Consider the following 26,866-nt stretch of genomic DNA (forward strand, 5'->3'; position numbering starts at 1 on the left):
AGCGATCGGATTGTCGCGCAGTCGACCCCTCGATCGCGTCAGTGGGTGAGCTGCTCGACCAGCTCCGCGGCCGTGCGCGAGGCATCGAGCAGCCTGCCGACGTGCGCTTTCGTGCCCCGGCGCGGTTCCAGCGTCGGAATCCGGACCAGCGAATCACCACCGAGATCGAAGATCACCGAATCCCAACTGGCGGCGGCGATATCGGCGCCGAAGCGTCGCAGGCACTCACCGCGGAAGTAGGCGCGGGTGTCGGTGGGCGGGTTGGTCATCGCGTCGAGCACCTGCTGTTCGCTGACGAGCCGCTGCATCGACCCGCGGGCGACCAGGCGGTTGTAGAGCCCCTTGTCCAGGCGAACATCGGAGTACTGCAGGTCCATCAGGTGCAGTTTGGGCGCGGCCCAGCCCAGGCCTTCCCTGGTGCGCATGCCCTCGAGCAGTCGCAGTTTGGCCGGCCAGTCGAGCAGGTGCGCGGCGTCCATCGGATCGCGCTCGAGCAGGTCAAGGACCATCGCCCACTTGTCGATGATGTCGAGCACGCGCGGGTCTTCGTTGGCTTCGCGCTGGACGAACTTGGCCACGCGCTCGTGGTAGAGCCGTTGCAGCGCAAGGCCGGTCAGCTCGCGCCCGTCGGCCAGCGCGACGGTGGCGCGCAGCGTCGGGTCGTGGCTGATCTGGTGCACGGCGGTGACCGGGCGGGCCAGCTGGAACTCCGAGAGGTCCTCGCCCGCCTCGATCATGTCGAGCACCAGCGCGGTGGTGCCGACCTTGAGGTAGGTCGACATCTCGGCGAGGTTGGCGTCACCGATGATCACGTGCAGCCGCCGGTACTTGTCGGCGTCGGCGTGTGGCTCGTCGCGGGTGTTGATGATGCCGCGTTTGAGCGTGGTCTCCAGGCCGACCTCGACCTCGATGTAGTCGGCACGCTGGGACAGCTGGAAACCGGCGTGGTCACCCGATTGCCCGATGCCGACCCGGCCCGCGCCACAGATCACCTGACGGGAGACGAAGAACGGGGTCAGTCCGGCGATGATGTGGCTGAAGGGGGTGTCGCGGCTCATCAGGTAGTTCTCGTGGGTGCCGTAGGACGCGCCCTTGCCGTCGACATTGTTCTTGTACAGCTGCAGCCGGGGCGCCCCCGGCACGCTGGAGGCGTGCCGGGCGGCCGCCTCCATCACCCGCTCGCCCGCTTTGTCCCAGATCACCGCGTCGAGCGGGTCGACGACCTCGGGGGCGGAGTACTCCGGGTGGGCGTGGTCGACGTAGAGCCGGGCGCCGTTGGTGAGGATCATGTTGGCCGCGCCGACCTCGTCGGCGTCGATGACCGGGGCGGGCCCGCTCATCCGGCTGAGGTCGAAACCACGCGCGTCACGCAGCGGGGATTCGACCTCGTAGTCCCAGCGGGTGCGCTTGGCTCGCGGCACTCCCGCGGCGGCGGCATAGGCGAGAACGGCCTGCGTGGAGGTGAGGATCGGGTTGGCCGTCGGCTCCGTGGGGGTCGAGATGCCGTATTCGACCTCGATTCCGATGATGCGCTGCATACCGTCGAGCCTAGGCGACGTGCTGTACCCGCACCCGCATCTCGGCCCAGCGGGGCTGCTGGAGGCCGGTCACCTCCCCCAAGAGGGGGACCCCGGAATCGTTCTCGTGAGCGATCCGCCGGGCCGCTCACGCGCCGATACTCGGTGCATGACCGATGCCGTCGCACCCACCACCGAAGCGCCCGTCGCGCCCCGGCCCGCTCGCCTGATCGCGCTGGATGTGCTGCGCGGCATCGCGATCCTGGGCACCCTCGGCACCAATATCTGGATCTTCACCAATTCGGCGGGCATGGTCGGCTACTTGGACGAGCTCGCCGCGGCCCCCGAGAACGCCTGGATGTGGTCCGAGCGGGTGCTGCAGCAGCTCGCCCAGGGCAAGTTCCTGGGCCTGCTGACGGTGATGTTCGGGATCGGCCTGGCCATCCAGCAGGGTTCGGCCCAGCGGGCGGGTCGGCCGTGGCCCGGCAGATATCCCTACCGCGCGGGACTGCTGTTCCTCGACGGCCTGCTGAACTTTCTGCTCGTCGCGGAGTTCGATGTCCTGATGGGTTACGCGATGACCGGCCTCGTCGTCGCCTACATCCTCGCGACAACCGAACGAGCGCAACGCCGTTGGCTGATCGTCGCCGCCTCGGTGCACGTGACGATGTTGACGTCGATAGCCGCCGCGTTGGCCTTCGCGCCACAGCAGGACAGCACCGAGCCGGCACCGCTGGATCCCAATCCCTACGCGGACGGCTCCTTCTGGGATCTGGTGCTGTTCCGCCTCGACCACGCGCTGATCTTCCGGCTCGAGGCGATCTTCGTGTTCCCGATGTCGATCGCGCTGTTCCTGCTCGGCGCGCGACTGTTCCGGGCGGGCGTCTTCCGGCCCGAGGGCGCACGCATTCGACGGCGGCTCATGGTGGTCGGGTTCGCGATCGCCGCCCCGCTGGATCTGACGCTCGGCCTCGCGGGCGGCGGCGACTTCATCTTCGTCGCGCGGTACGCGACGGCACCGTTCGTCGCCCTCGGAATCTTGGCCGCGGTCGCCGAGTTCTACCTGCGCAAACCACGCCTCGGGTTCGCGGGCACCCGGCTGAGCGAAGTCGGCCGCACCGCGCTCAGCTGCTACATCCTGCAGAACCTGGTCGCCGGTTTCCTCTGCTACGGCTGGGGTCTCGGGCTGGCGGCGCGGGTACCGGATTCGGCCAGGGTGCCGTTCACGGTGGCGATCTACCTGGTCGTGGCCGTCGCGATCATCCTCTTCGCGCACCTGTGGTTGCGTCGTTTCGAGCGCGGTCCGGTGGAGTGGCTGTGGAATCGAACCTATCGCGCGCTGGCCGGTTGAGTCAGCGCAGCCGCTCGTCGGGCGGCGGGGCCGCGTCCGGCGCGATGAGCAGGTCGGCGATCAGCGAATCCCGTTGCAGCGGAACTCCGAGACTGCGGGCATTGCCCTCGAACAGCGACAGCACCGACTCGGTCAGAATGCCCTGCACCTGCTCGGTGGTGAGCACCGGCTCCGGGTCCGCACGCCAACTCGCCACCACACCGTCGACGAGGCCGACCATGCCGAACGCCATCGGCCGCCCGCGCGCCGGGTCGATGCCGAAGCGGGCCAGGGTGGCCGCGAAGATGTCGGCGAGCTGTCCACCCACCGCACGGCCCGCGCCGCTGAGACTCGGCGCGCCCTGCGGTGCCGCATCGCCGAGAAAGCGATGCAGATTCGGGTGGCGCTCGATCCAGCCGAGATAGGTGCCGATGGCGCCGCGCACGGCGTCTTTGAGTGCGCCGTCGGACTGCAGCGCGGGTAGCAACTCCGCGAGCAGCAACTCCAGGATCCGCTGCCGCGCGAGTGCGTCGAGTTCGGCCCGGCCACCGACATGGCGGTAGACCACCGGTCGTGGCAGCGCCAGATGCTCGGCGATCAGCTGCACCGAGATCTCGAGACCGTGTTGCTCGATCACCTCGATGGCGGCGTCGATCATCTCCGCGCGACGGCGCTCTTTGTGCCCGTGCCAGCGGGTGGCGCGACCGTCGGCGGCGGTCTGATCGGCGTGCGCGGATGGGGCAGTCACAGTGCTAACGATACCCGTGCCGACGTTGACCGTGACACCACGTTCCACTAACCTTGGTGATACACGCTGTAACACCAAGCGTGGCACGTTCCGCCGAGAGTGAGCCCGCGATGCGCAACGTTACCGCCTCCCCGCGCGATTCCTTCGCCCAGCGCCTGCTGATCGGCTCGCTGCGAAGAACCTACGACCCGGTGGTGGACATCGCCTGGGAGCAACCCCTCGACCCGGCGAAGCTGTTCCTGCCACCGCGCGTCATCTCGCTCTACGGGACCGACCTGTGGGCGACGATGACGTTCGACCAGCAGCGGGAACTCTCGCGCCAGGAACTGGCCAATGTGCTCTCGGTCGGCATCTGGTTCGAGAACCTGCTCAACCGGCTGCTGCTGCGTGAGCTGCTGCGCGGCGATCCCACGTCCGCGACCTCGCACTACACGCTCACCGAGATGGCCGACGAGTGCAGGCACATGATGATGTTCGGCAAACTCATCGAGCGCATCGAGGCCCGCCCCTACTGGCCGCGTCCGGCGGCGCGGCTCGCGATCACCGCGCTACCCGCCGTGCTGCGCGGCCCGATGGTGTGGGTGGCGGCCCTGGTCGGTGAGGAGATCTTCGACGCCCTGCAGCGACGGATGCTCGACGATCCGCAGTTGCAGCCGATCGTCGCGCGCGCCATGCGCATCCACGTCACCGAGGAGGCACGCCACATCGGCTTCGCCAGGGACGCGCTGGCCCGGCGCGTGCCCGCGATGTCGGCGGGCGAGCGGGCCTATATCCGCCTGTGTGTGGCAGTGGCCGGACCGCTGTTCGTGTCACTGATCACCAACCGGCACATCTACATTCGCGCCGGACTCGACGGTCGACAGGCACGTGGTGCGGCACTTCGCAATCCGGTCGCGCGGGAATCCAGGGCGACCGGAGCGGCGGAACTGGTGACGTTCCTGGGTCAGCACGGACTGATCGGATCGGCCGGACGCAGGCGGTGGCGGGCGGTGGGCCTGCTGTGAGCGTCGCTGTCATCGGGACCGAATCCCGGGCGATCGTGCGGCGGCTGCGAGCGGCCGGAATCGCCGAAGTAAGTGTCTACGAACCGGTTTCAGCGGGCGAGGCGTCCCGATCTCCGGTCGGCAGACAGCGCCGGACACCATGGACGGCATCGCGCAGATGGCTGTCTCGCGATGATCGGCCGGTCCCCCGGCGGCTGGTCGATATCAGCGAACTCGTTTTCGACGAGAAGGGGGACCACTGGCTGATCCACTCGGCCGGGAACGAGCCCGCCCAGGCGAGGGTGGTGATTCTGGCCGCCGACACCACCCGGCGCCTCCGGGCCGGCGCCGCATCGGAATCCGCACACCGTCCCGTCGGCGCCCTGCCCGAGACACCGCCCGGCGTCCGACTACCGGTCACGGGACGTGCGGCCCGCACGCTCGACGCGGCATGGTCGCACGCTCCGGTCACCTTTCGCGGGATCGCGACCCATGGCTTCCCGAACCTGTTCTTCGTCGGCAGTACCGAACCCGCCGTCGAGGAACCGTGGGTCGCCCAGTCGGCCCGAGTCGATCTCATCGCCACCTGGGTCCGCGCTCTGCAGCGGCAATCAGGCACCCGGATCGAAGTGCGCGCCAGCACCCAGCACGAATACCACCGTCGGCTCGATCCGACCCCGAGCCCGCGTCGCCCGGGCCGCCCGAAACCCCACCATTTCGACATCACCGTCGCCGCCGACCGGCACTCGGATCACGACTACGCCGGGCCTGCCGTCCTGGATCTACCCGGCGCCGAATATCCCGTCATCGCCACCCTCACCGGCCACATCGACCCGATCGACGGCCGCTACCACTGGTACGGCCGCCTCGACCCCGCCGCGTCCACCGCGCTCCCCGAACCGACGCGAGCCTCCGCCCTGCTCGTCGTGCCCGGTCGCGCACCCGCGGCAGCGAACCTCACCGAACGCGACCCGTGGGGCAATCTCCGCGTTACCGGCATCGGCACCCCGCCCTTCGCGCTCGAGGCATAGCCGCGACCCTCCTCCGTCGAGTCAGCCACCGACCTCGACCCGGTGTGCATTGCCGGGCGGTGAACGGCCCCCCACTCGGCGTGCGGGCACCGCCGCCCTCCACCGTCGGTATGCTCGGTGACATGCAGGCACGGGCGATGGTGATGGCGTACGCGGTTCTCGCGTGCGTGCTGCCCGCCTTCGTGCTCATCTCCACACCGGGCGGCGAGGCCACCCGCATGCTCGCGTTCGGTGCGGTCGCCGCCGCGATGGTGTGTGCGCTGGTCGCGGTCACCGGTCGCAGTCACCTGCCGGTCCGGGTCGCGAGTGTGGGTCCGCCGCGGTCGGCACAGCGCCGCCTGCGCGGTTCCTTTCTGCGACAGAGCAATCCGGATTCCGCCGGTCGTCCACGTCCACGAGCTCCGGGGATCGATCACCTCTGACAGGTGCCGCGCCATCGGCGCCGCCTGTCGGATCTCGTGATCCCACTCCCCCTTTCGTGCGTTCGCGCACGCTGCACGGACAGGTCGTCCCGTCATGCTCGATTTCGTCTATTTTCCCGTGTCCGCGGTCCTGTGGTGCTGGCACCAGCTCTTCGCCATCCCGCTCGGCGCGGCCAGTGGTCTGGCCTGGCTTCTCGCCGTCGTCGCGCTGGTCGTCACCGTCCGCGCGTTGCTCGTGCGCACCGCGCTCCGGCAAGCCCGCTCCCAGCAAGTTCTGCGTTCGCTGCAACCGCAGATGGACGCCATTCGCCGCACCCACCGCGACGATCCGCGCGCCCAGGCCGAGAAGATCCGGCTGCTCCAGCGCGAGCACAACGTCAGCATGTTCGCCGGGTTCGTACCGCTGATCGCGCAGGGGCTGGTCTTCCTCGGCCTGTTCCACGTGTTGCGCTCGTTCGACCGGACCGGCGCCTACGCGGTCGGCCCGTTCACCTCGACCGACAGCCCGCTGTCGGTCGAGGTGAACAACGCCACCGCCAACTACCTGTTCGGCGCGCCCGAGGTCCGTGCGTTCCTCGACGCCAGATTGTTCGGCGCACCGCTGTCGGCGACCCTGTCCGGCGCGGGTGAGGTTGTCGTCGCGGTCGCGGCGCTCGCCATCCCGCTGGTGCTGATCGCCGCGCTCGCCACGCACTTCACGGCCCGGCTCACCCCGGCGGTCGCGGACAACAGCACGGCCGCGATCATGCGCACCTTGTCGCTGTGGGTGTTCCCGGCGGGTGCGCTCATCAGCGGCGCCGTCCTGCCTGTCGTCGTGCTCACCTATTTCGCCACCAACGCGCTGTGGACCTGCGGCCAGCAGTATCTGATCCGGCGCACTCTGGCCGCCGAGGAATCCGCGAAGAAGGCGCTGGTCGCCACGGCGGCCCGAGCCGCCGCTCCGCGACCGGGGGTGAAGCCCCAGCGCCGGAAACGATGAATCACGGGCCGAGATGCGGGGATGTAACTCCCCGCACTCGCGGCCGATCGACCGCGCGCCGGTCAGCGCTTCCGGCGGTTACCCTCGGGCGGTGTCAGCGAATCCGGAAGACGAACTGCTCGCCGTCTACGACGCCGAGGGGCTGGTGATCGGCGAGGCCGATCGAGGCACCGTCTACCGCGACGGCCTGTGGCACGCGAGCGCGGGCGTTCTCGTGCGATCGTCCGACGGAACCCGCGTGTACGTCCACCGGCGCACCGACACCAAACTCGTCTTCGCGGGCATGCACGACTGCCTCGCGGGCGGGGTGGTCGACGCCGGTGAGAACCCGTCCGACACCGCGATCCGCGAACTTCGCGAGGAGCTGGGCATCGCCGTCCCCGCCGGCACGGTACTTCCGTTGCGCGCCACCGCGTCCTGGGACGGCGACTGGGCGGGCCGCGCGCTGCGTTGCCACCTGTTCGGTTACGAGTACCGCTGCGACGGTCCGTTCGTCCACCAGCCGTCCGAGATCGCGGACGGCTGGTGGTGGACCGATGCCGAACTGCGTGCGTATCTGCGTGATCCGGCGTGGCCGTTCGTTCCCGACACACGGGCGGTCCTGGACGGCCTGCTCATCGGAGACGACGGCGCGCGGCCCTGACTCAGTCGAGCGCGCGCAGCGATTCCTCGTCGCGCGCCACCACCGCGCCGCCGTCGGCGGTGAGCACGATGGGCCGCTGGATCAGTTTCGGATGCTGTGCCAACGCGTTCAGCCACCGGTCCCGGTCGGCCTCGGTGCGCCCCCATTCCGCCATTCCGAGATCCTTGGCGATCTGCTCGCCGGTGCGGGTGATATCCCAGGGCTGCGCACCCAGCCGCGTGAGCACCGCCCGCAGTTCCTCGACGGTCGGGGGATCATCGAGGTAGCGGCGCACGGTGTATTCCACGCCGGCCGCGTCGAGGTGCGCGGTGGCGTTGCGGCTCTTCGTGCAGCGCGGGTTGTGCCAGATCTCGGTCTGCCCAGATGTCATCGTCGCAGCGTAGGTCACCTGTACTGCGGGCACGCTCGCACGTGGCGATACTGGGACCATGAGCGATTCCGCGTCTCCCGAAAACCCTTACGGCACACCGACGACCACCGGCCCCGAGCCGATCCGCTCCTTTCAGTCCCAGCTCAATACCCTCATCCGCGGCCTGCTGAAGGTGCCGGTGCTGTCCGGCATCGTCGGCAAACGGCTGGCCACCCTGCATGTGGTCGGCCGCAGATCCGGCGCCGTCTACGACGTCCCGGTGGCCTACACCGTGCACGGCGGCGACTTGCTGATCGGCACGGCGCTGCGGCCGTGGGTGAAGAATCTCCAGGGCGGCGCGCAGGTGCGCCTGTCGCGTGGCGGGGCACCCGAAACCTTCACCGCCACCGTGTACACCGACGAACAGCACGTTCTGGAGCTGTTCGCGGTGATCGCGCGCGACAACGAGCAGAACGCGAAGTTCAACGGCATCGGCTACCTCCCCGACGGCGAACCGTCCAAGGCCGACATCTACCAGACCTGGCAGCAGGGCGGTGTGGTCATCGGCCTGACTCCGCGCTGAACGCACGGCGACGGTCCATCGGCCGTGCGATGGACCGTCGCGCGTGGGTGAACTACTTACCGCCCTCGGTCGGGGTGACCTGCGCGGGCTGGTAGCTCGCGCCCGTCACGTCCACCCCCGCGGCCTTCAATCGGTCCAGCGCCTTGGTGACGTACTCGGTGGTGTAGGCGTCGGCATCGGGGTTCTTGGTGAGAACCGTTGCGCCCTCGGCGTTCTTGGTGTTCCTGGCGATCGAGACCGTGCGATCCCATGCGGTCTTGTCGAGGGTGCCGATGCCCGCGGGTGAGGGCCAGATCAGCTTGTTCACCTCGTTGATCTGCCACTGCTGGTGCCCGGCGCCGAGCGTGGCGCCCGCGGCGACGGTGATGTCGCGGCATTTGTCGAGGTTGTCGCGGCAGAACGCCCAGCCCTGGAGCGAGGCGGTCAGGAACTTCACTGTCTGATCCTGGTACTCGCTGTCCTTCAGCTTCTCGGTGTTGGCCCACAGCGCGTCCTGCAGCATGGCCACACCTTCGTCGTTCCAGTCGATGGTGGTGAAATCGTCTGCGGTGTAGAGCTTTCCGGTGGCCGGATTCTTGGTTTCGAGCAGCTGGGCGTACTCGTTGTAGGACATGGCCTGGGCGGCGGCGATGTCCTTGGCGAGAAAGGCGTTCATGTCGAACTGCTGCTGGACCAGTTTCACGTCCTTGGCCGGGTCGATGCCCGCCTTGGTCATCCCGGCGAAGAGCTCGAATTCGTTGCCGTAGCCCCAGTTTCCGACGGTCTTGCCCCGCAGTGCGGCGGGCCCGGCGATGTTCTCGGACTTGAACGAGACCTGCTTGGTGCCCGATTTCTGGAAGATCTGAGCGATCTCGGTGATCCCGGCGCCCGCCTCCCGCGACGCGAGGGCCTTGGGTACCCAGGCCACCGCGTAGTCGGCCTGGCCCTGGGCGAGGACCGTCTGGGGGACGATGTCGGTGCCGCCGTCGAGGATCTCCACCGACAGCCCCTGTTCCTTGTAGAAGCCCTGGTCCACCGCGGCCAGGTAGCCCGCGAACTGCCCCTGTTTGAACCATTGCAGCTGCAGGGTCACCTTGGTGAGGCCGTCGGCGGTGGTCTCGGAGCCACTGTCGGTGGTACTACAGCCGGTCAGCGCGGCGGCGGCCACGGCGACCAGCGCCAGCGCGGTGCGCAACCGGAGTGCGGTCTCGGTCATGGATTGATCTCCCTCATCGGATCGTGGACAGCAGTGGGGTTCGGGGTCGACGGGTGAGTTGTTCGAGCAGCAGGACGGCGGCCAGGAACACCAGGCCCACGCACATCGCACCGACGACGTAGGCCCAGGCCCGCGGATAGGCGGTGTTGGCCGCGGCGGAGGTGATCCGGCTGCCGAGTCCGTTCTGCAGGCCGCCGAAGTATTCGGCGATGATGGCCGCGATGACCGCGCCGGGGGCCGCGATCCGCAGTCCGGTGAACAGGTGCGGCAGCGCGGCGGGCAGGCGCACGGTGCGGGTGATCTGCCATCCCGACGCGGCGTAGGAGGTCATCAGGTCGGCTTGCACCTTCGGCACCTGCCGCAGTCCGCGAGCGGTGCTGACGAACACCGGGAAGAACACGACGATGGTGACCACGAGCCGTCGCGGCGTCTCGGTGGTGGTGGAGTACATCGAGTTCAGCAGTGGTGCCAGCGCCACGATCGGCACCGTGGCAGCGGCGGCGGCCAGCGGCGTGAGCAGCCCGTCGATCACGCCGAATCGCACCGCGAGAACGGCGGCGGCCAGGCCGAGCACCGTCCCGGCGACGAACCCGATCAGCGCGTTCGTGCCGGTGGCGAGCGAGGCGTCCAGGATCCGGCCCGCGTTCTCGACGAACTGAGCGGCGATAGCGCTGGGCGCGGGAAGCAGGAACGAGGGCACGCCCGCCACCACGGTGAGCACCTGCCACAGCGCGAGGACGACGATGCCGACCAGGACCGGCGGCAACCAAGTCCTCATCACAGATCCCGTCCGGCCACGGCGGTGTCGTCGTGCTCGCCGCGCAGGGCCGCGCGCACCGCGGCGACGGCGGCGAAGAACTGCGCGGACGCCCGGACATCGGTGCCCGCCTCGCGATCCCAGCCGCCGGTCGCCACGATGTCACTGATCCGGCCCGGTCGTGCGGACAGCACCACCACCCGGTCCGACAGGTACACCGCCTCGGGAATCGAGTGGGTGACGAACACGACGGCGGCGCCGGTCTCCCCCGCGATGCGCAGCAACTCGCCCTGCATGCGTTCCCTGGTCATCTCGTCGAGCGCACCGAACGGTTCGTCCATCAGCAGCAGCGACGGTGTGCGGGCCAGCGCGCGGGCGATCGCGACGCGCTGTTGCATGCCGCCGGACAGTTCGGCCGGATACCGGTCGGCGAACTCGCTGAGCCCGGCCATGGCGAGCAGTTCGGCACTGCGCGCCTTGCGCTGCGCCTTCGGCACCTTGTGCAATTCCAGGGGCAGTTCGACATTGGCCGCGACCGTGCGCCAGTCGAGCAGACCGGCCTGCTGGAACGCGATGCCGTAGTCCTGATCGATCCGTGCCTGCCGCGCCGGCTTGCCGTGCACGGTGACACTGCCGCTGCTGGGCGTCTCGAGATCGGCGACGATCCGCAACAGGGTGGACTTGCCGCAGCCGGAAGGTCCGATGAGCGAGACGAATTCGCCCGCCGCGACGGTGAGCGAGACATCGGACAGTGCCGTCACCGCACCGGCGGCGAAGGTCTTGCCGAGATGGCTCAGCTCGACCGCGGCCGAGACCGGTGACCCCGGGCTGCCGGGTTCGGCGACTGAGGTGGTCATGGGTACTTCTTCCTGAAACGTTGTCGTGGAGAGTGTTTCGGCGGCGCTCATCAGCCCTCGCTCACCGTGTCGGTGCCCGGCGGGTGGCTGTAGCGGCGTAGCGCCAGCTCCACCAGACCGACCAGCGCGGTGAGGACGACGCCGAGCAACGCGGCAGCGAGCACGGCGGCGTACAGCCGGGCCGCATCGCCGGTGGCCTGCTGGGAGAACACGATGATCTGGCGCCCGATTCCGCCCGCGGTGCCGGTGGAGATCTCGGCGACGACCGCGCCGATCACCGCGGCCGCCGCGGCCAGGCGCAGCGCCGGAATCAACGAGGGAACAGCGGCGGGAAACCGCAAGCGCGTCAACGTCGCCCACCACCCGGCCGAACAGCTCCGCATCAATTCGACCGAGGCCGCCGACGGCGCCTGTAGCCCGCGCAGCATCCCGATGGCGATCGGGAAGAAGGCGAGATAGGCCGCGATCACCACGATACTCATCCACGGCCGCCACGGCTCACCACCGATGGACAGTTTGCCGCCCCAGGCCGCCACCAGCGGCGCTAGCGCGATCAGCGGAACCGTCTGTGACAGCACCACATACGGCAGCAGGCCGCGTTCGAGCCAGCCGAACCGTTGCATCGCGACCGCCAGCGCCACGCCGACCACCGCGCCCAGCAACAACGCGAGCAACGACAGACCCAACGTGAACATCGCCGTGCGCAGCAGTGTCGCGCCGACGGTGCCCTGACCGTCCCCGTCGCCGAGCACGGTGAACACCGCCCAGACGTGTGGGAGCGCGCCGTCGCTGGTGCGAGGGAGTACTCGGGTGCCCGCGATGCTCACGCCGTCGGCGGGCACCAGCACCTTCACCAGCTCCCAGATCACCGCCACGAGTACGAACGCGCTCACCCCGTAGACCGCGCGCAGCAACCGGGTCCGACCGGGCGTGGAGGCTCGGATCTTCTGCGGCACCACAGCTGTCGCCGGATCGATGGTCCCGGTGGTCACCGGCGCACTCCCACCGGCAATTGCCCGGCGATCATGACAGACCGGCCGCTCGGATCGCGGTGACCTGCCGATTCAGCCGCGGCAGCACCTGCTCGCCATAGGCCTCGAGCGTGGCCGTCTTGGCATCGTGCTGCAGATATACCGCGAACTGGCCGACGCCGAGCTGCTCGAGCTCCCACAGCCGGGCGAGCTGCTCGTCGGGGGTCCCGATCAGGCAGAACCGGTCCACGATCTCGTCGGGCACGAAATCGGCATGCGTGTTGCCCGCCCGCCCGTGCTCGTTGTAGTCGTAGCCCTGCCTGCCGGCGATGTAGTCGGTCAGCGCCGCTGGAACATCGCCGCCCGTACCGTATTTCGCGACGATGTCGGCGACGTGGTTGCCGACCATGCCGCCGAACCAGCGACACTGGTCACGGGCGTGTTCCAGGGCGGCCCGCGATCCGTCGGTGACGTAGGCAGGCGCGGCGACACAGATCTTCACCGACAGCGGATCTCGGCCTGCCGCCGCTGCCGCCGCACGCACCTTGCCGATGGTCCATGCGGTGATGTCGGGATCGGCGAGTTGCAGGATGAACCCGTCGGCGACCTGCCCGGTGAGCTCGAGGGCCTTGGGCCCGTATCCGGCCACCCACACCTCGAGCCGCGAATCGGCGGCCCACGGGAATCGCACCTCGACGTCACCGACGCGGGCGCTGCGACCGTTGCCCAGTTCCCTGATCACCTCCACCGATTCGCGCAGGGTGGCCAACGTCGTCGGCTTGTTCCCGACGGTGCGGACCGCCGAGTCACCGCGCCCGATGCCGCAGATCGTGCGGTTACCGAACATCTCGTTGAGCGTGGCGAACACGGACGCGGTCACCGTCTGGTCCCGGGTGGCCGGGTTGGTGACCATGGGCCCCACGGTCACCTTCCGGGTGGCGGCCAGGATCTGGCTGTAGATCACATAGGGCTCCTGCCAGAGCAGGTGCGAGTCGAAGGTCCACACGTGCGAGAACCCGTGGGTTTCGGCCACTCTGGCCAGTTCGATCACCCGCGACGAGGGTGGTGTGCACTGCAGGACGACTCCGATGTCCATCGGCACTCTCCGTTTCGGCAGTTGGTTTCTACAGCAGGTTCTGGGACAGGCCGCGCCGGAGGAACCGGCCGTGCCCGGCGCGGCCGTGGTAGGCGCCGCCGTCGACGATCACCCGGCCGCGCGACAGGACGGTGTCGACATGACCGTCGATCTCGAAGCCCTCCCACGCCGAGTGGTCCATGTTCATGTGGTGGGTCTTGCCGAGGCCGATGCTGGTGTGCCCGTTGGGGTCGTAGATCACGACGTCGGCGTCGGCACCCGGGCTGATCACGCCCTTGCGCGGGTACATGCCGAACATCCGGGCCGGGGTGGTGCAGCAGACCTCCACCCACCGTTCGAGTGAGATCCGCCCGTCCTTGACGCCCTGGAACAGCAGATCCATCCGGTGCTCGACCCCGCCGATCCCGTTCGGGATCTTGCTGAAATCGCCCACACCGAGCTCTTTCTGGTCCTTCATGCAGAACGGGCAGTGGTCGGTGCTCACCGCGGTGACGTCGCCGGTGCGGATGAACCGCCACAGCTCGTCCTGATGCCCCTCGGCGCGCGAGCGCAGCGGTGTCGAGCAGACCCACTTGGCACCCTCGAAACCCGGTGCGCCCAGCTGTTGTTCGAGTGAGAGGTACAGGTACTGGGGACAGGTCTCGGCGAACACGTTCTGCCCGTTGTCACGCGCGGTCACGATCTGCTGCATCGCCTGTTTCGCCGAGACGTGCACCACATACAGCGGGGCACCGGTCAACTGCGCCAGCATGATCGCGCGATGGGTTGCTTCTTCTTCCATCTGCCACGGACGGCTGGTGCCGTGGAAGTAGGGCGAGGTGTCGCCGCGCGCGAGGGCCTGTTCGACGAGAACGTCGATGGCGATGCCGTTCTCCGCGTGCATCATCATCAGCGCACCGAGGTCGCCCGCGGACTGCATGGCGCGCAGGATCTGGCCGTCGTCGGAGTAGAAGACCCCCGGATAGGCCATGAACAGCTTGAAGCTGGTGACGCCTTCGCTGACGAGTTCGCTCATCCCCTTGAGGGATTCGTCGTTGACGTCGCCGATGATCTGATGGAATCCGTAGTCGATCGCGCACTGCCCCGCGGCCTTGCCGTGCCATTCCGCGAGGGTGTCCTGCACCCGCTGGCCCGGTTTCTGCACCGCGAAGTCGACGATCGTGGTGGTGCCGCCCCAGGCCGCTGCCCTGGTCCCGGTTTCGAAGGTGTCGCTGGCCTCGGTGCCGCCGAACGGCAGCTGCATGTGCGTGTGCCCGTCGACACCGCCGGGGATCACGTACTTGCCGGTCGCGTCGATCACCGTGTCCGCGTCGGCCGCGAGATCAGCGCCGAGCGCGGTCGAACCCGGTTGCAGGACAGCGACAATCGTCTCGTCGTCGATCAGCACGTCGAGGAGCTGGGAACCGGTGGCGCTCACCACCGTCCCGCCGTGGATGAAGGTGCGCATCAGGGGTTCACCAACGGTCCGTAGGCCTCCGGGCGACGGTCGCGATAGAACGCCCATCTCTCGCGCACGATCTTGATCAGATCCATATCGAGATCCCGGACAACCAATTCCGGCGAAGTATCGGAGGCGACCTCACCGACGAACTTCCCCTCGGGGTCGACGAAATAGCTCGTGCCGTAGAAGTCGTCGTCGCCGTATTCGCTCTCGATGCCGACCCGGTTGATCGCACCGACGTAATACTCGTTGGCCACCGCCGAGGCAGGCTGCTCGAGTTTCCACAAATAGCTGGAAAGCCCCCTCGACGTCGCCGAGGGATTGAACACGATTTCGGCGCCAGCGAGGCCGAGCGCTCGCCAGCCCTCGGGGAAATGGCGGTCGTAACAGATATAGACGCCTACTCTGCCGACCGCGGTATCGAATACCGGCCAGCCGAGATTGCCCGGCCGGAAGTAGAACTTCTCCCAGAATCCGGTCACCTGCGGGATGTGGTGCTTACGGTATTTGCCGAGGTAGGAGCCGTCGGCGTCGATCACAGCCGCCGTGTTGTAGAGCAGCCCGTCCATCTCGCGCTCGTACACCGGCAACACCATCACCATGTTCAGCTCGGCGGCCAGAGCCGAGAACCGTTCGGTCGTCGGGCCCGGTACCGATTCGGCGTACTCGTAGAACTTGGTGTCCTGCAGCTGGCAGAAATACGGGCCGTAGAACAACTCCTGGAAGCAGATCACCTGCGCACCCTGCGCCGCCGCCTCCCGTGCGTAGTCCTCGTGCGCTGTGGTCATTGATTCTTTGTCACCGGTCCAGGTGGTCTGGACGAGCGCCGCTCTGACGATTCCCATGCTTTGTTATACTGCACCTACAACTGATTCTGTTGTGTTACAAGAGCGCGGAAACAGTTTCGGTGCCGTAAACGTTGGCGTGCACCACGGATCGGCCGCGCACTACCCCGCAGAATGAGTCCATGACCGAAGCCTCGCCGACCGCACTGCCCGCGGACTTCGCCGGGGACCTCGACGAACGAACCGCCGCCGGGATCGCCGCCGCGATCGGTCGCCGCATCCGCTCGGGCGCACTCGCTCCCGGTACCCGGCTGCCCACCGTGCGCGAGGTGGCCCGCGAACTCCGGGTGTCCCCCGCCACCGTCAGCCAGGCCTGGCGCGCGCTGGCCGCGACCGGCGCGATCACCGCGCGCGGGCGGGCGGGCACGTTCGTCGGCGAGAGACTGCAGACGCCGATCGGGCGGTATCAGCGCCTGCACTCGCACTCCGACAACGCCTTTCGCGTCGACCTGTCGCACGGCACCCCCGATCCGGCGCTGCTGCCCGACCTGGCCGCCGCCCTGCACGCGCTCTCGCGCGATACCGCGCCGGGCGATCTCTCGGCGCACTATCTCGGCGAGGCGGTGCTGCCCGCACTCGCCGAGGCGCTGCGTGCCGACTGGCCGTGGCCGTGCGAACGGCTGACCGTCCTCGACGGCGCCCTCGACGCGGTGGACCGGCTCCTCGCCGCGCACGTGCGCTTCGGTGACCCGGTGATCGTCGAGGATCCGTGCTTCCCGCCGTTTCTCGATTTGCTCGCCCGCCTCGGCGCGCGCCCGATCGCCGTCCGACTCGACGAATCCGGCTTCCGGCCCGAGGAATTCGCGCGCGCGTTCGACGGACCGGCGCCGCGCGCGGTGATCCTGCAACCGCGCGCCCACAACCCGACCGGCGCCTCCCTCGGCGCGGCCAGAGTCCGCGAACTGGCGGCGATACTGCGCTCGTACCCCGCGCTGATCATCGAGGACGACCACTCCGCGGGCATCGCGACCACCCCGCTGCGCTCCCTGGCCGCGCGATTCCCCGATCGCGGGGTCTACATCCGCTCCTATTCCAAGTCCCACGGCGCCGATCTGCGGCTGGCCGTCGCGGGTGGGCCCGCGGCACTGCTGGATCCGGTGGTCGAACGCCGGATGCTCGGGCCCGGGTGGTCCAGCCGGCTACTACAGCGCGTGCTGTTGACGATGCTCCACGATGCCGGGGCGCGCGCTGCCGTCGCGGGCGCGCGCCTCGAATACCGCAGGCGCGCCACCGTTCTGCGCCGCGCGCTGGCCCGCCACGATGTCGTCGTGGCCGCGGGCGACGGCATCAATGTCTGGCTCCCGGTCTCCGACGAGAACGCCGCGATGATCAGCCTCGCCGCCGCGGGCATCAAGGCCGCGCCGGGCGGCCCGTTCGAAGCGGGCGAGCAGCCTGCCGGCGACCATCTGCGCCTGACGCTGGGCGCACTCGGCGACACCGACATCGCCTGGCTCGCCGCCGAGCTCGCCACCGCGGCGACCGCCACCCCGACCTACCGCCGCATCCGCAGATCCTGAACGCTGATCACGCCTGGCGCGGCGACGGCCTGGTGGGGCGGGGCTGGGCCCGCCGCACCCCGGCCGCCGGCCCACTCCGTCCACCGCTTCCGACGGGCGGCCGTGCGCGGTCACGTTGTGGCGCTACATCTCACGCAGGTCGGTCCACAGTTGCGACCACGGTCGCACCGGCAGTTCGCAGCGCCAGATCGTCACATCACGGGTGGCACCCGCGTAGCCGAGCCGGGCGTCGGCCCGGCCGATCGGCGTCACCGATCCGAAGTGCGCGCGCAACTCCTCGTGCTGCGCGCCGACATAGACCACCGTGGACGCCGAATCCGGTGGAGTGCCGAGATAGCCGTACCCACGACTCGGGCTGTACACCGCGGGCCAGCCGTACTGCTGCCGATAGGTCTCGAGTGCCCCTGCTTGCCAATAGGATTCGGCGACGATCACCGCGTGCGCGCGCTCGGCCGGTGACAGTGTCCGGTACGCGAGGTCGGTGGACGCGGCCAGGTCGGACCAGCCGAACTTGCCGTGCAGCAGCAGGTCCGCGCCACCGGTGCTCGGCGGGATCGAGGACTCCGGCTGCCAGGGCAGCGACCACGCGGCGAGCGCGACCGAGAGCCCGATCACCGGAACCGCGGCGATCCGCTGCCACGTGGCCCTCGTCTCGACCAGCCCGACAGCCCCGGCCGCCATCGCGATCGGATAGATGCCGACGGCGTAGTAGGGCCGCCCGCCGGTCGCCACGAACGCGACCACGAGCAGCACGACCACCAGCCCGAAGAACCGGTAGGGGCGAAGCGATTCCGCACGGAACAACCGGATCGTGCCGTAGACCAGCAGGATCGCGCCGAGCAGTCCGGCCGCGAGCAGTGCGACCGGCACGAAGATCAACCGCCCGCCGATCATCTCCTGCTCGGCACTGACCACGCCGCCCATCGCGAGCTGTGGCCATCCGTTCGCCGCCTGCCACAGCAGGCTGGGCACCATCGCGACCGCGGTGATCGCGGCGCCGATCCACAGCGCGGGCCTGCGCACCAGCTCACGGGGCCCGTAGACGAGCACGCTGATTCCGACGCAGATCCAGAAGAACGGGATGAGCCATTTGACCTGCATGTCGATCGCGGTGACGATGCCGGCCCAGATCAGCAACGCATCGGCGCGAGTCCGCACCCAGCGCACGAGCAGCCAGGTGATGAGCACCCACAGCGGCCCGTCGATCGCGTTGGTCGAGAGCTGGCTGCCCTGCACGAGCAGGAACGGTGACGTCGCGTAGGCGGCCGCGCTGATCAGCTGCGCGCCCCGCCCGCCCCCGAGCTCCCGTGCGATCGCCGCGGCGAGCACGATGCCCGCCACCGTGACCACCAGAGCCGGAAGTCGCAGTGCCACCAGCGAACCCGGTGCGAGCCAATCCATCGACCGGGCGATCAGCGGCACCAGCGGGCCCTGGTCGGCGTAGCTGACCGCCAGGTGATGGCCGCCCGCCGCGAGGAAGTACAACTCGTCGCCGAAGAATCCGTACTGCCCGAGCACCGCGAACAAACCGATCGAGGCCACCAGTGCGATCGCACCGACGCCGAGCGTGGCGAACGACGGAACCTCCCGCGCCACATCGGGTTCCGTGGATACCGCAGTAGTCGTCATCGGTCGTCCTTCCTGGTCACCGCGTCGTACATCCGGATGAGGTGCGTGCGATACCGGCGCACATCGAAATCGGGATCTCGCACCGCCCGGACGGCGACGCCGTCGATCGAATCGCGGATCAGCCGCGCGAGCACGGTCGGATCGAAGTCACCGAACTCACCGGTGCGCTGCCCCTCGGCCAGCGCCGCGGCCAGCGGGGCGATGATCTCCCGCTCACCGTCGGCGGTGTCGAATCGCAGCGTGCCGTCCGGGCCGCGCACGTTGAGCACGATATCGCCGACGGCGGCCACGTAACTCTTGTTGTCGTCGATGAATTGCAGATTCGACGACAGGTAGGCGTGCAGGGCCGCCCGGTAGCCGTCGGCGATCGCCGCGGTGAGAATCGGCGCCATGAACTCCGATCCCGAGACGTAGAGCTGGGTGACGACTTGCGACATCAGCTCGTCTTTGCCGTCGAAATGGTAGGAGATCACCCCCTTGGAGATCCCGGCACGCTCGGCGATCCGGGCCAGAGAGGCGTTGGCGTACCCGAGTTCCGATACGACCTCGACGGTGGCGGCGATGATCTGCCGCCGTCGCGCCTCCTCGATGAACGAGCGCTGTTGCCCATCCGGCTTGTTTTCTGGCCGCATGGTCAGAATTTAGCACGAACGACCTGAAAAAGCGCCCTAGATGACGTCAGCCTGGGCCGATGCGGCAGAATGAGGAATCCCTCCCGCGGAAAGGCAGCAGTGGTGACGCTCGACACGGCCCTCGACGACGCAATCGGTCGCATCCCGGCGCGCTAGCGACCGACCTCGGCGTCGGGCATCGCGTCGATGCACCCGAGTCACCAGCACCGTCGATCACCGGGAGAGCCCGTGTCCACCATCGCATGGACCGAAGAGCACAGTCAGCACACCGCCGTCTGGCATTCGGAGAACGGCGCACCCGCGCCGCGCACCGTCACCACCGCCGACGACCGGCTCTCGGCCGATCACGCGTATCGCCGCATCAGGGCCGGTGAGGCACTGCTGTGGCAGGGCGATTACAACAATGGTCGCCAACTGTTACAAGCGCTGGGCCGGCGCGCCGATCGCAAGCCGGCGAAGAAGCCCGCAGGCGGTGATCTCGGCGCGCTCTACGAACACGAGCGAATCCGAAGGCGCACCCGGGCGGGCATTCTCGGCAGTCTCCTGATCCGGCTGGGCAAGGGCTACGAGCTCGATCTGCGCCGGGCTCCCGACGTGGCGGCGGCGTGCGAGGCGGCGTACGGTCCGGCGGACGCCGAACGCGTGGTCGCCTTCACCGAACTCCTCGGTGTGGTGAGCGCCTACCGGTGGCAGCAGCAGGGTGTCGAAGTCCCCGCGCTCGGAGCGCGGGTGCACCCCGGATACGGCGTGTTCTCGCCCACCCGAAGCGAATACGTCGATCTCGTCGCCGACGCGCCACTGGATCCCGAGATCCGCACCGCGTTCGATCTCGGTACCGGCACGGGCGTACTGGCCGCACTGCTCGCCACCCGCGGCGTCCCCGAGATCGTCGCCACCGACATCAACCCGCGGGCGTTGCGGTGCGCGAAGGACAACGCCGAACGGCTCGGCTTCGGCCGGACGATCGCCGTGACCGGACCCACCCTGTACCCGCCCGGCCGCGCCGATCTCGTGGTGTGCAATCCGCCCTGGCTGCCCGGCGTACCGACGTCGGACCTGGAACGCGGTGTCTACGACCAGGATCAGTCGATGCTCACCGAATTCGCCCGCGACCTGCGCGCGCACCTCACCCCCCACGGCGAGGGCTGGCTGGTGCTGTCCGACCTCGCCGAACTGCTCGGCCTGCGCCCGCCCGACCACATCCCCCGCCTGCTCGACGACGCGGGCCTGTCCGTGCTCGGCAAGCTCACCACGCGGCCGCGCCATCCCCGCGCGACCGATCGCGACGACCCCCTCGCCGCGGCCCGCACCGCCGAGACGACCACACTGTGGCGGTTGCGGACTCGCTAGCGAAAACACAGGATTCTGTGTCGATCACACGACGAGCGGACCGGATCCGGTGGTCTGTCCCCACGCGAGCCGCTGCGACTGGCAGGATGCGCGGTACATCGTCCGGCAGCACCGCTCTCGAGGAGATCCCGCCAAGGTGACCAGCATTTCGCAGGACCGACCCTTCATTCGCGCGCTCGTCGGCGTCGGCATCGCCGCGGCCGCCCTGGTGGCACTCGCCCCCGCCGCGCAGACCGCACCGATGCGGCAGGCAGTGATCCCCGGCTGCGCACCCGCCGCGGCGGGTCAGCCCAACGGCAAGCAGTGGCCCACCGAACCGGCACTCACCATCGACACCGCGGCGAGCCACACCGCCACCCTCGACACCACCTGCGGCGCAGTCACGATCGCGCTCGATGCCGCCGCTGCCCCGCGCACGGTGAACTCGTTCGCCTTCCTCGCGAGCGAGGGCTACTTCGACCACACCCGCTGCCACCGGCTCACCACCCAGGGCATCTTCGTGCTCCAGTGCGGCGATCCCACCGCCACCGGCATGGGCGGCCCCGGCTACAAGTTCACCGACGAGAACCTCGCGGGCGCGGTCTACCCGGCGGGCACCGTCGCGATGGCCAACGCGGGCCCCGGTACCAACGGCAGCCAGTTCTTCCTGGTCTACCGCGACACCCAGCTGCCGCCGAACTACACCCCCTTCGGCACCATCACCGAGGGCCTGGACGCGCTGACCAACGTCGCCAACGCCGGTGTCGCGGGTGGCGGCGCCGACGGCACCCCGGTGGCCGATGTGGTCTTCAACGCCGTGACCACCACACAGGGCTGATCCACGACGAGGGCCGCGCCTCCCGAATCGGGAGACGCGGCCCTCGTCGCAGCAGGCTGGTTCGATCAGCCGGCGCTGATCGAACTGAACAGGTTCTGGATGGTCTGCAGGATGATCTCGGTCAGCAATTCAGCGGCGGAACCGGCCATGACAACGCTCCTCGTAAGTCCTCATCAGGTGAAACGAACAAGTGAAGCGTGCCCTATTCACTTGCCCCCGCGCAGCGTTTCGGTGAAAAAAAGTGCACAGAACCGCGAAGGCCGCGCCCCACCGGGACGCGGCCTTCGCGGTTCGTGACTACAGGTACTGACCGGTGTTGGACTCGGTGTCGATCGCCCGGCTGGCCGAGGCGTTCTTGCCCGTGACGAGCGTGCGGATGTAGACGATCCGCTCACCCTTCTTGCCCGAGATCCGGGCCCAGTCATCGGGATTGGTGGTGTTGGGCAGGTCCTCGTTCTCGGCGAACTCGTCGACGATCGAGTCGAACAGGTGCTGGATCCGCAGACCCGGGTTACCCGTGTCGAGCACCGACTTGATCGCGTACTTCTTCGCCCGGTCCACGATGTTCTGGATCATCGCGCCGGAGTTGAAGTCCTTGAAGTACAGGACCTCCTTGTCACCGTTGGCGTAGGTGACCTCCAGGAACCGGTTGTCGTCGCTCTCGGCGTACATCCGCTCGACGACCTTCTCGATCATCGCCTCGACGCACGCCTGCTTGTCGCCGTCGAACTCGCGCAGATCGCTCTCGTGCAGCGGCAGCGTCTCGGTGAGGTACTTCGAGAAGATGTCCTGCGCCGATTCCGCGTCGGGGCGCTCGATCTTGATCTTCACATCGAGACGGCCCGGCCGCAGGATCGCGGGGTCGATCATGTCCTCGCGGTTGGACGCGCCGATCACGATGACGTTCTCGAGACCCTCCACACCGTCGATCTCCGAAAGCAGCTGCGGCACAACGGTGGTCTCCACATCGGAGGAGACACCGGAACCGCGGGTGCGGAAGATCGAGTCCATCTCGTCGAAGAACACGATCACCGGAGTGCCCTCGGAGGCCTTCTCGCGTGCTCGCTGGAAGATGATGCGGATGTGGCGCTCGGTCTCGCCGACGAACTTGTTGAGCAGCTCGGGACCCTTGATGTTGAGGAAGAACGACTTGGCTTCCTTGGCATCCTGACCACGCGATTCGGCGATCTTCTTGGCGAGGGAGTTGGCCACCGCCTTGGCGATCAGCGTCTTACCGCAGCCGGGCGGACCGTAGAGCAGCACACCCTTGGGCGGGCGAAGCGCGTACTCGCGGAACAGATCCTTGTGCAGGAACGGCAGTTCCACCGCATCGCGGATCTGCTCGATCTGACGGCCCAGGCCACCGATGTCGGTGTAGTCGACGTCGGGAACCTCTTCCAGCACAAGGTCTTCGACCTCGGCCTTGGGAACGCGCTCGAACGCGAAGCCCGCCTTGGTGTCGACCAGCAGCGAATCACCCGGGCGCAGTTTGCGAATCGGCGAATCGGGGTCTGCCATGTCGTCGTATTCGGCGATCTTGGACAGCGGACCCGACAGCCACACCACCCGCTCTTCGTCGGCGTGGCCGACCACGAGGGCGCGCCTGCCGTCGTCGAGAATCTCACGCAGCGTGCCGATTTCGCCGATGGCGTCGAAATTTCCGGCCTCGACGACGGTGAGTGCCTCGTTGAGGCGCACGGTCTGGCCGTATTCCAGTGCGTCGGCGTCGATGTTGGGCGAGCAGGTGAGGCGCATCTTGCGCCCGGAGGTGAAGACGTCGACCGTCTGATCCTCGTAGGCGTGGATGACGATGCCGTATCCGCTCGGCGGCTGGCCGAGACGATCGACTTCCTCGCGCAACGCGATCAGCTGCTGGCGCGCTTCTTTGAGCGTGTCCATCAACTTGCCGTTGCGGATGGTCAGCGAATCGATCCTGGCTTCCAATTCGCGTGCGCGATCCGGCGAATCGGCGAGTTGCCTGCGAAGAGCAGCCGACTCGGCGCGTACCGCCTCGAGCTCTCGCCAGGCCGCCGAATCCGAATTCTCGTTGGGGCTCATGATGCTGCTCCTCCCAGTCCCGGTCTATCAACGCTACCGGGCGCGGTCCGTTCTCGCTTTCCGACATGGTTTCGTCGTGATCACATCTTGTACGGTCGGTACGACATCAACCACACATTTGCACCTGTTAGGCTCCCCTAACACCCCGTACGGGGCACTCGCCCAACGAGTCGAAAGGTTGCTGTCCATGCTCCTTCCTCCCCGCACGATCCGTGTCACCGTCGCCGCCGCCGCTGCGGCGCTCGCCGTCACCGTCGGACTGACCGGTTGCGGCGATTCCGACGATTCCTCGACGAATGCCACCACGAGCAGTACCAGTATCGCGGCCGCTCCGTCCAGCGTTTCGGCAACTCCGGCACCTTCGGGTGACAACGCCGCGGCACCCACCGCCGATTCCCTGAAGGCGACGCTGATCAAGTTCGCCGATCCCGGAGTATCCACCGACGACAAGGCGAAACTGATCGTCAACGGCGACGCGCACAAGTCCAACATCGATCAGATGAACGGCATGCTCGCCGGCTACACCCTGACCTTCGCCGTCGACAACGTCGCGACCAGCGGTGACACCGCCACCGCCGATGTGACGATCACCTCTCCGCACGGCACGGCGCCCGCGTTCCCGGTCACCTGGCAGCAGGAGGGCGGCACGTGGAAGCTCTCCGACGCCAGCGGCTGCCTGCTGCTCGGCTTCGCCCAGGCTCCCTGCACGCCCGCCTGACCGATCGGCACGGCCCGGAGGGCCCGGCGGGTACCGCCCCGGCCGTACCGTCGCTGTGCACCGCACGCAGGCCGCAAGATCACCCGGGCTGGATCGATCGCCACCGACCTGCGGTCCACGCCCGCGTAGTTCCACTCAGCGACCGGGGTAGTTCCGCGCTGTGTCCGTGGCGCGAATTCTGCGATGGTCTCTGGCATGAGCGTTGTTCCCAGTGTCGCGGTGGTGGCCGCGAACACCCCGGCCGATCGGGACCGGTTCCTGGATCTGCTGCGGATCTCGTCGCTGGTGGTGGTCGTCGCCGGTCACTGCCTGATGCTGACCGTGACGGTGTCGGGCACCGAGGTGCGTTTCGGCAATGTGCTCGCCGATCTGCCGATGCTGCGCCCGCTCACCTGGGTTCTGCAGGTGCTTCCGCTGTTCTTCTTCGCGGGCGTGGCCGCGGGTGCGCGCGGCATCGGGCCGGGGACATCATGGGGCGCTTGGCTTTTCCGGCGCACCCAGCGGCTGGTCCGGCCGCTCGGCTACTTCGTGGCCGCCTCGGTGGCGCTGCTGGTGGTGGCCGATCTGGTGCTCGCGCCGGGGTGGCATCGTCCGCTCGCGGTGACGAGCGTGCAGCTGCTGTGGTTTCTCGGCACGTACCTGGCGGTGCTGGCGATCGTGCCGTCGCTCGCGGCGCTGATCACCAGCGGTGGCCGGATGTTCGCCGCGGTCGCGGTGATCGTGACAGGCACGGCGATCGTCGACGCGGTGCGGCTCACCGGCGGGCCGAGCGAGCTCGGCTACCTCAACATGGTCGTCTGGCTGGTGCCCGCGGTGCTCGGGATCGGGTACCTGCGTGGCCTGCTGCGCCGGCGGACCGCAGCGGTGCTGGCCGCGGCGGTTCTGGTCGTCGACGTGCTCTTGGTCCTGGTCGGCCCGTACGAGGTGAGCATGGTCACCGTGCCGGGCCAACGGCTGTCGAATCTGGCGCCGCCCTCGCTGCTGCTGGCCGGGCACGCGGTGATGCTGTGCTGCGCCGCCGTCGCCGTGGCGCCCTGGCTGCGCCGTCTCGCCGCCCGCCCGCGCGTCTGGTGGTCGACCGTCATCGGCAACACCGGGGCCATGACGCTGTACCTGTGGCACATGCCCGCCCTGCTCGCCGTGCTCGTACTCAGCCACCTGGCGGGCGCCGACCGCGCCGCACCCACCGAATCCGGATTCTGGCTGCTCACGGCGGTGCAGCTCACCGCGACCGCCGCACTCACCGGCGCGCTGTTCCTCGGCCTGCGTGGCCTAGAGAACACACCGCTGCGCTGGTGGGACGGTCCGGTCGCGGCAGTGCGGGGCGTCCGCTCGGCCGCCACCGTGCTGACCGTGATCGCCGCCGGGATCGCGATCCTGCAAGCCACCCGATGGGGCCTCACCGCAGACGGTGGGCTCTGGTTCGCAGGCGCGGCGGCCGCGTTGCTCGCCGCCCGCCTGCTCACCCGCGCGTGATCAGCCCTTGGACGGACGCCGCTGCGGCTTGGGCGTGACAGTGCCCTCGGCCAGCCGCCGCGCGCTCACCAGGAACGCGGTATGGCCCTGCATGCGATGCTCCGGGCGCACGGCCAGGCCGACGACGTGCCAGCCACGCACCATCGACTCCCACGAGCGCGGTTCGGTCCAGCATTCCTGCTCACGCAGCGCCTCGACCACCTTGGACAGCTGGGTGACGGTGGCGACGTACACCACCAGCACCCCACCGGGAACCAGCGCCTTCGACACCGCGGGCAACGCGTCCCACGGCGCCAGCATGTCGAGCACGACGCGATCGACCTGCGGGCCCTCGTACTGCGCCACGTCGGCGATCGTGATCGACCAGTTCGCCGGCCGCTCGCCGAAGAAGGTCTCCACGTTGCGGACGGCGTGCTCGGCGTGGTCGTCGCGGATCTCGTAGGAGATCACCTCACCCTCGGGACCGACCGCGCGCAGCAGCGAGCAGGTCAGCGCACCCGAACCGGCGCCGGCTTCCAGCACTCGCGCGCCCGGGAACACATCGCCCTCGTGGACGATCTGGGCCGCGTCCTTGGGGTAGATCACCGCGGCGCCGCGCGGCATCGACAGCACGTAGTCGGTGAGCAGCGGGCGAAGGGCCAGATACGGGGTGCCGTTGACCGACTTCACCACGGTGCCCTCGTCGTTGCCGATGAGGTCGTCGTGCTTGATGCCGCCGCGATGGGTATGGAATTCCTTACCCTCCTCGAGCACCACGGTGAAGAGGCGTCCCTTACCGTCGGTCAGCTGCACGCGGTCCCCGATAGCGAATGGACCGGTTCGTCTGGCCGTCATTGATCTCCCGTTCTTCGAATGGACCTGTCAGCCTGCCAGGCGCCGCCGTCCGCGCGATCGACGGGTCAGCTATTTTGCGGCGGACGCG

Annotated in this window: 26 protein-coding genes; 12 read left to right on the top strand and 14 right to left on the bottom strand. The window is 68.5% G+C overall.

Features of this window, described 5'->3' with window-relative positions; all coding sequences use genetic code 11:
• Positions 1 to 38 precede the first annotated feature (38 nt).
• Entirely contained in the window at positions 39 to 1,538 is a 1,500-nt protein-coding gene (dop, locus tag ACWDXS_RS13635) for a depupylase/deamidase Dop (protein WP_378988087.1), read from the bottom strand.
• A gap of 148 nt (positions 1,539 to 1,686) precedes the next feature.
• On the opposite strand from dop, the gene ACWDXS_RS13640 reads away from it, so the two are divergent.
• Positions 1,687 to 2,868: a DUF418 domain-containing protein gene (locus ACWDXS_RS13640; protein WP_449965480.1), complete on the top strand. Its 1,182-nt coding sequence runs from the start codon at positions 1,687 to 1,689 to the stop codon at positions 2,866 to 2,868.
• Position 2,869: 1 nt separating this feature from the next.
• Here ACWDXS_RS13640 and ACWDXS_RS13645 read toward each other — a convergent pair whose 3' ends face one another.
• On the bottom strand, positions 2,870 to 3,595 hold the full coding sequence (locus tag ACWDXS_RS13645; RefSeq protein ID WP_378988093.1) for a TetR/AcrR family transcriptional regulator: 726 nt from the start codon (positions 3,593 to 3,595) through the stop codon (positions 2,870 to 2,872).
• A gap of 110 nt (positions 3,596 to 3,705) precedes the next feature.
• On the opposite strand from ACWDXS_RS13645, the gene ACWDXS_RS13650 reads away from it, so the two are divergent.
• From ACWDXS_RS13650 to ACWDXS_RS13670, 5 genes are all read left to right on the top strand, one after another.
• Positions 3,706 to 4,599 carry an AurF N-oxygenase family protein gene (locus ACWDXS_RS13650; protein WP_379315390.1) on the top strand — a complete coding sequence of 298 codons (894 nt, stop codon included), beginning with the start codon at positions 3,706 to 3,708 and terminating at the stop codon, positions 4,597 to 4,599.
• Positions 4,596 to 5,609, top strand: a complete 1,014-nt coding sequence (locus ACWDXS_RS13655) for a DUF4873 domain-containing protein (RefSeq protein ID WP_449965485.1) — start codon at positions 4,596 to 4,598, stop codon at positions 5,607 to 5,609. Before ACWDXS_RS13650 ends, ACWDXS_RS13655 begins: the two co-directional genes overlap by 4 nt.
• Positions 5,610 to 5,668: 59 nt before the next feature.
• Positions 5,669 to 6,031: a DUF6412 domain-containing protein gene (locus ACWDXS_RS13660; RefSeq protein WP_378988102.1), complete on the top strand. Its 363-nt coding sequence runs from the start codon at positions 5,669 to 5,671 to the stop codon at positions 6,029 to 6,031.
• 94 nt (positions 6,032 to 6,125) lie between these two features.
• Positions 6,126 to 7,010: a membrane protein insertase YidC gene (yidC, locus tag ACWDXS_RS13665; RefSeq protein WP_449965488.1), complete on the top strand. Its 885-nt coding sequence runs from the start codon at positions 6,126 to 6,128 to the stop codon at positions 7,008 to 7,010.
• Positions 7,011 to 7,101: 91 nt separating this feature from the next.
• Positions 7,102 to 7,653: an NUDIX hydrolase gene (locus ACWDXS_RS13670; protein WP_379313820.1), complete on the top strand. Its 552-nt coding sequence runs from the start codon at positions 7,102 to 7,104 to the stop codon at positions 7,651 to 7,653.
• A gap of 1 nt (position 7,654) precedes the next feature.
• Here ACWDXS_RS13670 and ACWDXS_RS13675 read toward each other — a convergent pair whose 3' ends face one another.
• Positions 7,655 to 8,023, bottom strand: a complete 369-nt coding sequence (locus ACWDXS_RS13675; RefSeq protein WP_387443295.1) for an arsenate reductase family protein — start codon at positions 8,021 to 8,023, stop codon at positions 7,655 to 7,657.
• A 58-nt stretch (positions 8,024 to 8,081) separates the two neighbouring features.
• Between ACWDXS_RS13675 and ACWDXS_RS13680 the strand changes: the two genes are divergently transcribed.
• On the top strand, positions 8,082 to 8,585 hold the full coding sequence (locus tag ACWDXS_RS13680; protein WP_379313818.1) for a nitroreductase/quinone reductase family protein: 504 nt from the start codon (positions 8,082 to 8,084) through the stop codon (positions 8,583 to 8,585).
• A 52-nt stretch (positions 8,586 to 8,637) separates the two neighbouring features.
• Here ACWDXS_RS13680 and ACWDXS_RS13685 read toward each other — a convergent pair whose 3' ends face one another.
• The 7 genes from ACWDXS_RS13685 to ACWDXS_RS13715 are packed head-to-tail and all read right to left on the bottom strand — an operon-like array spanning position 8,638 to position 15,747.
• A complete protein-coding gene (locus tag ACWDXS_RS13685) occupies positions 8,638 to 9,780 on the bottom strand; it encodes an ABC transporter substrate-binding protein (RefSeq protein ID WP_449965494.1) in 1,143 nt (380 codons plus the stop codon).
• Positions 9,781 to 9,793: 13 nt separating this feature from the next.
• Positions 9,794 to 10,558: an ABC transporter permease gene (locus ACWDXS_RS13690; protein WP_378988120.1), complete on the bottom strand. Its 765-nt coding sequence runs from the start codon at positions 10,556 to 10,558 to the stop codon at positions 9,794 to 9,796.
• On the bottom strand, positions 10,558 to 11,394 hold the full coding sequence (locus ACWDXS_RS13695; RefSeq protein WP_449965498.1) for an ABC transporter ATP-binding protein: 837 nt from the start codon (positions 11,392 to 11,394) through the stop codon (positions 10,558 to 10,560). Before ACWDXS_RS13695 ends, ACWDXS_RS13690 begins: the two co-directional genes overlap by 1 nt.
• Before the next feature lie 50 nt (positions 11,395 to 11,444).
• On the bottom strand, positions 11,445 to 12,386 hold the full coding sequence (locus ACWDXS_RS13700) for an ABC transporter permease (protein WP_449965501.1): 942 nt from the start codon (positions 12,384 to 12,386) through the stop codon (positions 11,445 to 11,447).
• Positions 12,387 to 12,417: 31 nt separating this feature from the next.
• Positions 12,418 to 13,461 (bottom strand): TIGR03842 family LLM class F420-dependent oxidoreductase, encoded by a 1,044-nt coding sequence (locus tag ACWDXS_RS13705; protein WP_449965504.1) that lies wholly within the window; start codon positions 13,459 to 13,461, stop codon positions 12,418 to 12,420.
• Positions 13,462 to 13,489: 28 nt separating this feature from the next.
• A complete protein-coding gene (gene hydA, locus ACWDXS_RS13710) occupies positions 13,490 to 14,908 on the bottom strand; it encodes a dihydropyrimidinase (RefSeq protein WP_449965507.1) in 1,419 nt (472 codons plus the stop codon).
• Positions 14,908 to 15,747, bottom strand: a complete 840-nt coding sequence (locus ACWDXS_RS13715) for a nitrilase-related carbon-nitrogen hydrolase (protein WP_449965510.1) — start codon at positions 15,745 to 15,747, stop codon at positions 14,908 to 14,910. The genes hydA and ACWDXS_RS13715 overlap by 1 nt, the downstream gene beginning before the upstream one ends.
• A 122-nt stretch (positions 15,748 to 15,869) precedes the next feature.
• On the opposite strand from ACWDXS_RS13715, the gene ACWDXS_RS13720 reads away from it, so the two are divergent.
• Positions 15,870 to 17,264, top strand: a complete 1,395-nt coding sequence (locus ACWDXS_RS13720) for an aminotransferase-like domain-containing protein (RefSeq protein WP_449965513.1) — start codon at positions 15,870 to 15,872, stop codon at positions 17,262 to 17,264.
• A 123-nt stretch (positions 17,265 to 17,387) separates the two neighbouring features.
• On the opposite strand, the gene ACWDXS_RS13725 is transcribed toward ACWDXS_RS13720, so the two are convergent.
• Positions 17,388 to 18,893 (bottom strand): ArnT family glycosyltransferase, encoded by a 1,506-nt coding sequence (locus ACWDXS_RS13725; protein WP_449965516.1) that lies wholly within the window; start codon positions 18,891 to 18,893, stop codon positions 17,388 to 17,390.
• Positions 18,890 to 19,525 (bottom strand): TetR/AcrR family transcriptional regulator, encoded by a 636-nt coding sequence (locus tag ACWDXS_RS13730; protein WP_378988144.1) that lies wholly within the window; start codon positions 19,523 to 19,525, stop codon positions 18,890 to 18,892. The genes ACWDXS_RS13725 and ACWDXS_RS13730 overlap by 4 nt, the downstream gene beginning before the upstream one ends.
• A gap of 228 nt (positions 19,526 to 19,753) precedes the next feature.
• Between ACWDXS_RS13730 and ACWDXS_RS13735 the strand changes: the two genes are divergently transcribed.
• Positions 19,754 to 20,875, top strand: a complete 1,122-nt coding sequence (locus tag ACWDXS_RS13735) for a methyltransferase (protein WP_449965520.1) — start codon at positions 19,754 to 19,756, stop codon at positions 20,873 to 20,875.
• Positions 20,876 to 21,011: 136 nt separating this feature from the next.
• Entirely contained in the window at positions 21,012 to 21,692 is a 681-nt protein-coding gene (locus ACWDXS_RS13740) for a peptidylprolyl isomerase (RefSeq protein ID WP_387443273.1), read from the top strand.
• Between the two features lie 297 nt (positions 21,693 to 21,989).
• Here the strand turns inward: ACWDXS_RS13740 and arc are convergent, their stop codons facing one another.
• Positions 21,990 to 23,750, bottom strand: coding sequence for a proteasome ATPase (gene arc, locus ACWDXS_RS13745; RefSeq protein ID WP_056809924.1), 1,761 nt, complete (start codon positions 23,748 to 23,750; stop codon positions 21,990 to 21,992).
• 187 nt (positions 23,751 to 23,937) lie between these two features.
• On the opposite strand from arc, the gene ACWDXS_RS13750 reads away from it, so the two are divergent.
• Positions 23,938 to 24,468 carry a hypothetical protein gene (locus tag ACWDXS_RS13750; RefSeq protein ID WP_378627413.1) on the top strand — a complete coding sequence of 177 codons (531 nt, stop codon included), beginning with the start codon at positions 23,938 to 23,940 and terminating at the stop codon, positions 24,466 to 24,468.
• Between the two features lie 195 nt (positions 24,469 to 24,663).
• Positions 24,664 to 25,944 (top strand): acyltransferase family protein, encoded by a 1,281-nt coding sequence (locus ACWDXS_RS13755; RefSeq protein WP_449965525.1) that lies wholly within the window; start codon positions 24,664 to 24,666, stop codon positions 25,942 to 25,944.
• On the opposite strand, the gene ACWDXS_RS13760 is transcribed toward ACWDXS_RS13755, so the two are convergent.
• Positions 25,945 to 26,778 carry a tRNA (adenine-N1)-methyltransferase gene (locus tag ACWDXS_RS13760; RefSeq protein ID WP_358121145.1) on the bottom strand — a complete coding sequence of 278 codons (834 nt, stop codon included), beginning with the start codon at positions 26,776 to 26,778 and terminating at the stop codon, positions 25,945 to 25,947.
• Positions 26,779 to 26,866 lie beyond the last annotated feature (88 nt).

The organism is Nocardia sp. NPDC003183, from assembly GCF_053590715.1.

What these genes read in the sequence shown, in the direction of transcription:
- ACWDXS_RS13675 (WP_387443295.1), bottom strand. Translation starts at nt 8,023, where the DNA reads ATGACATCTGGGCAGACCGAGATCTGGCACAACCCGCGCTGCACGAAG.
- arc (WP_056809924.1), bottom strand. Translation starts at nt 23,750, where the DNA reads ATGAGCCCCAACGAGAATTCGGATTCGGCGGCCTGGCGAGAGCTCGAG.
- dop (WP_378988087.1), bottom strand. Translation starts at nt 1,538, where the DNA reads ATGCAGCGCATCATCGGAATCGAGGTCGAATACGGCATCTCGACCCCC.
- ACWDXS_RS13720 (WP_449965513.1), top strand. Translation starts at nt 15,870, where the DNA reads ATGACCGAAGCCTCGCCGACCGCACTGCCCGCGGACTTCGCCGGGGAC.
- ACWDXS_RS13680 (WP_379313818.1), top strand. Translation starts at nt 8,082, where the DNA reads ATGAGCGATTCCGCGTCTCCCGAAAACCCTTACGGCACACCGACGACC.
- ACWDXS_RS13755 (WP_449965525.1), top strand. Translation starts at nt 24,664, where the DNA reads ATGAGCGTTGTTCCCAGTGTCGCGGTGGTGGCCGCGAACACCCCGGCC.
- ACWDXS_RS13760 (WP_358121145.1), bottom strand. Translation starts at nt 26,778, where the DNA reads ATGACGGCCAGACGAACCGGTCCATTCGCTATCGGGGACCGCGTGCAG.
- ACWDXS_RS13650 (WP_379315390.1), top strand. Translation starts at nt 3,706, where the DNA reads ATGCGCAACGTTACCGCCTCCCCGCGCGATTCCTTCGCCCAGCGCCTG.
- ACWDXS_RS13685 (WP_449965494.1), bottom strand. Translation starts at nt 9,780, where the DNA reads ATGACCGAGACCGCACTCCGGTTGCGCACCGCGCTGGCGCTGGTCGCC.
- ACWDXS_RS13705 (WP_449965504.1), bottom strand. Translation starts at nt 13,461, where the DNA reads ATGGACATCGGAGTCGTCCTGCAGTGCACACCACCCTCGTCGCGGGTG.
- ACWDXS_RS13695 (WP_449965498.1), bottom strand. Translation starts at nt 11,394, where the DNA reads ATGACCACCTCAGTCGCCGAACCCGGCAGCCCGGGGTCACCGGTCTCG.
- hydA (WP_449965507.1), bottom strand. Translation starts at nt 14,908, where the DNA reads ATGCGCACCTTCATCCACGGCGGGACGGTGGTGAGCGCCACCGGTTCC.
- ACWDXS_RS13725 (WP_449965516.1), bottom strand. Translation starts at nt 18,893, where the DNA reads ATGACGACTACTGCGGTATCCACGGAACCCGATGTGGCGCGGGAGGTT.
- yidC (WP_449965488.1), top strand. Translation starts at nt 6,126, where the DNA reads ATGCTCGATTTCGTCTATTTTCCCGTGTCCGCGGTCCTGTGGTGCTGG.
- ACWDXS_RS13640 (WP_449965480.1), top strand. Translation starts at nt 1,687, where the DNA reads ATGACCGATGCCGTCGCACCCACCACCGAAGCGCCCGTCGCGCCCCGG.
- ACWDXS_RS13750 (WP_378627413.1), top strand. Translation starts at nt 23,938, where the DNA reads ATGCTCCTTCCTCCCCGCACGATCCGTGTCACCGTCGCCGCCGCCGCT.
- ACWDXS_RS13690 (WP_378988120.1), bottom strand. Translation starts at nt 10,558, where the DNA reads ATGAGGACTTGGTTGCCGCCGGTCCTGGTCGGCATCGTCGTCCTCGCG.
- ACWDXS_RS13715 (WP_449965510.1), bottom strand. Translation starts at nt 15,747, where the DNA reads ATGGGAATCGTCAGAGCGGCGCTCGTCCAGACCACCTGGACCGGTGAC.
- ACWDXS_RS13730 (WP_378988144.1), bottom strand. Translation starts at nt 19,525, where the DNA reads ATGCGGCCAGAAAACAAGCCGGATGGGCAACAGCGCTCGTTCATCGAG.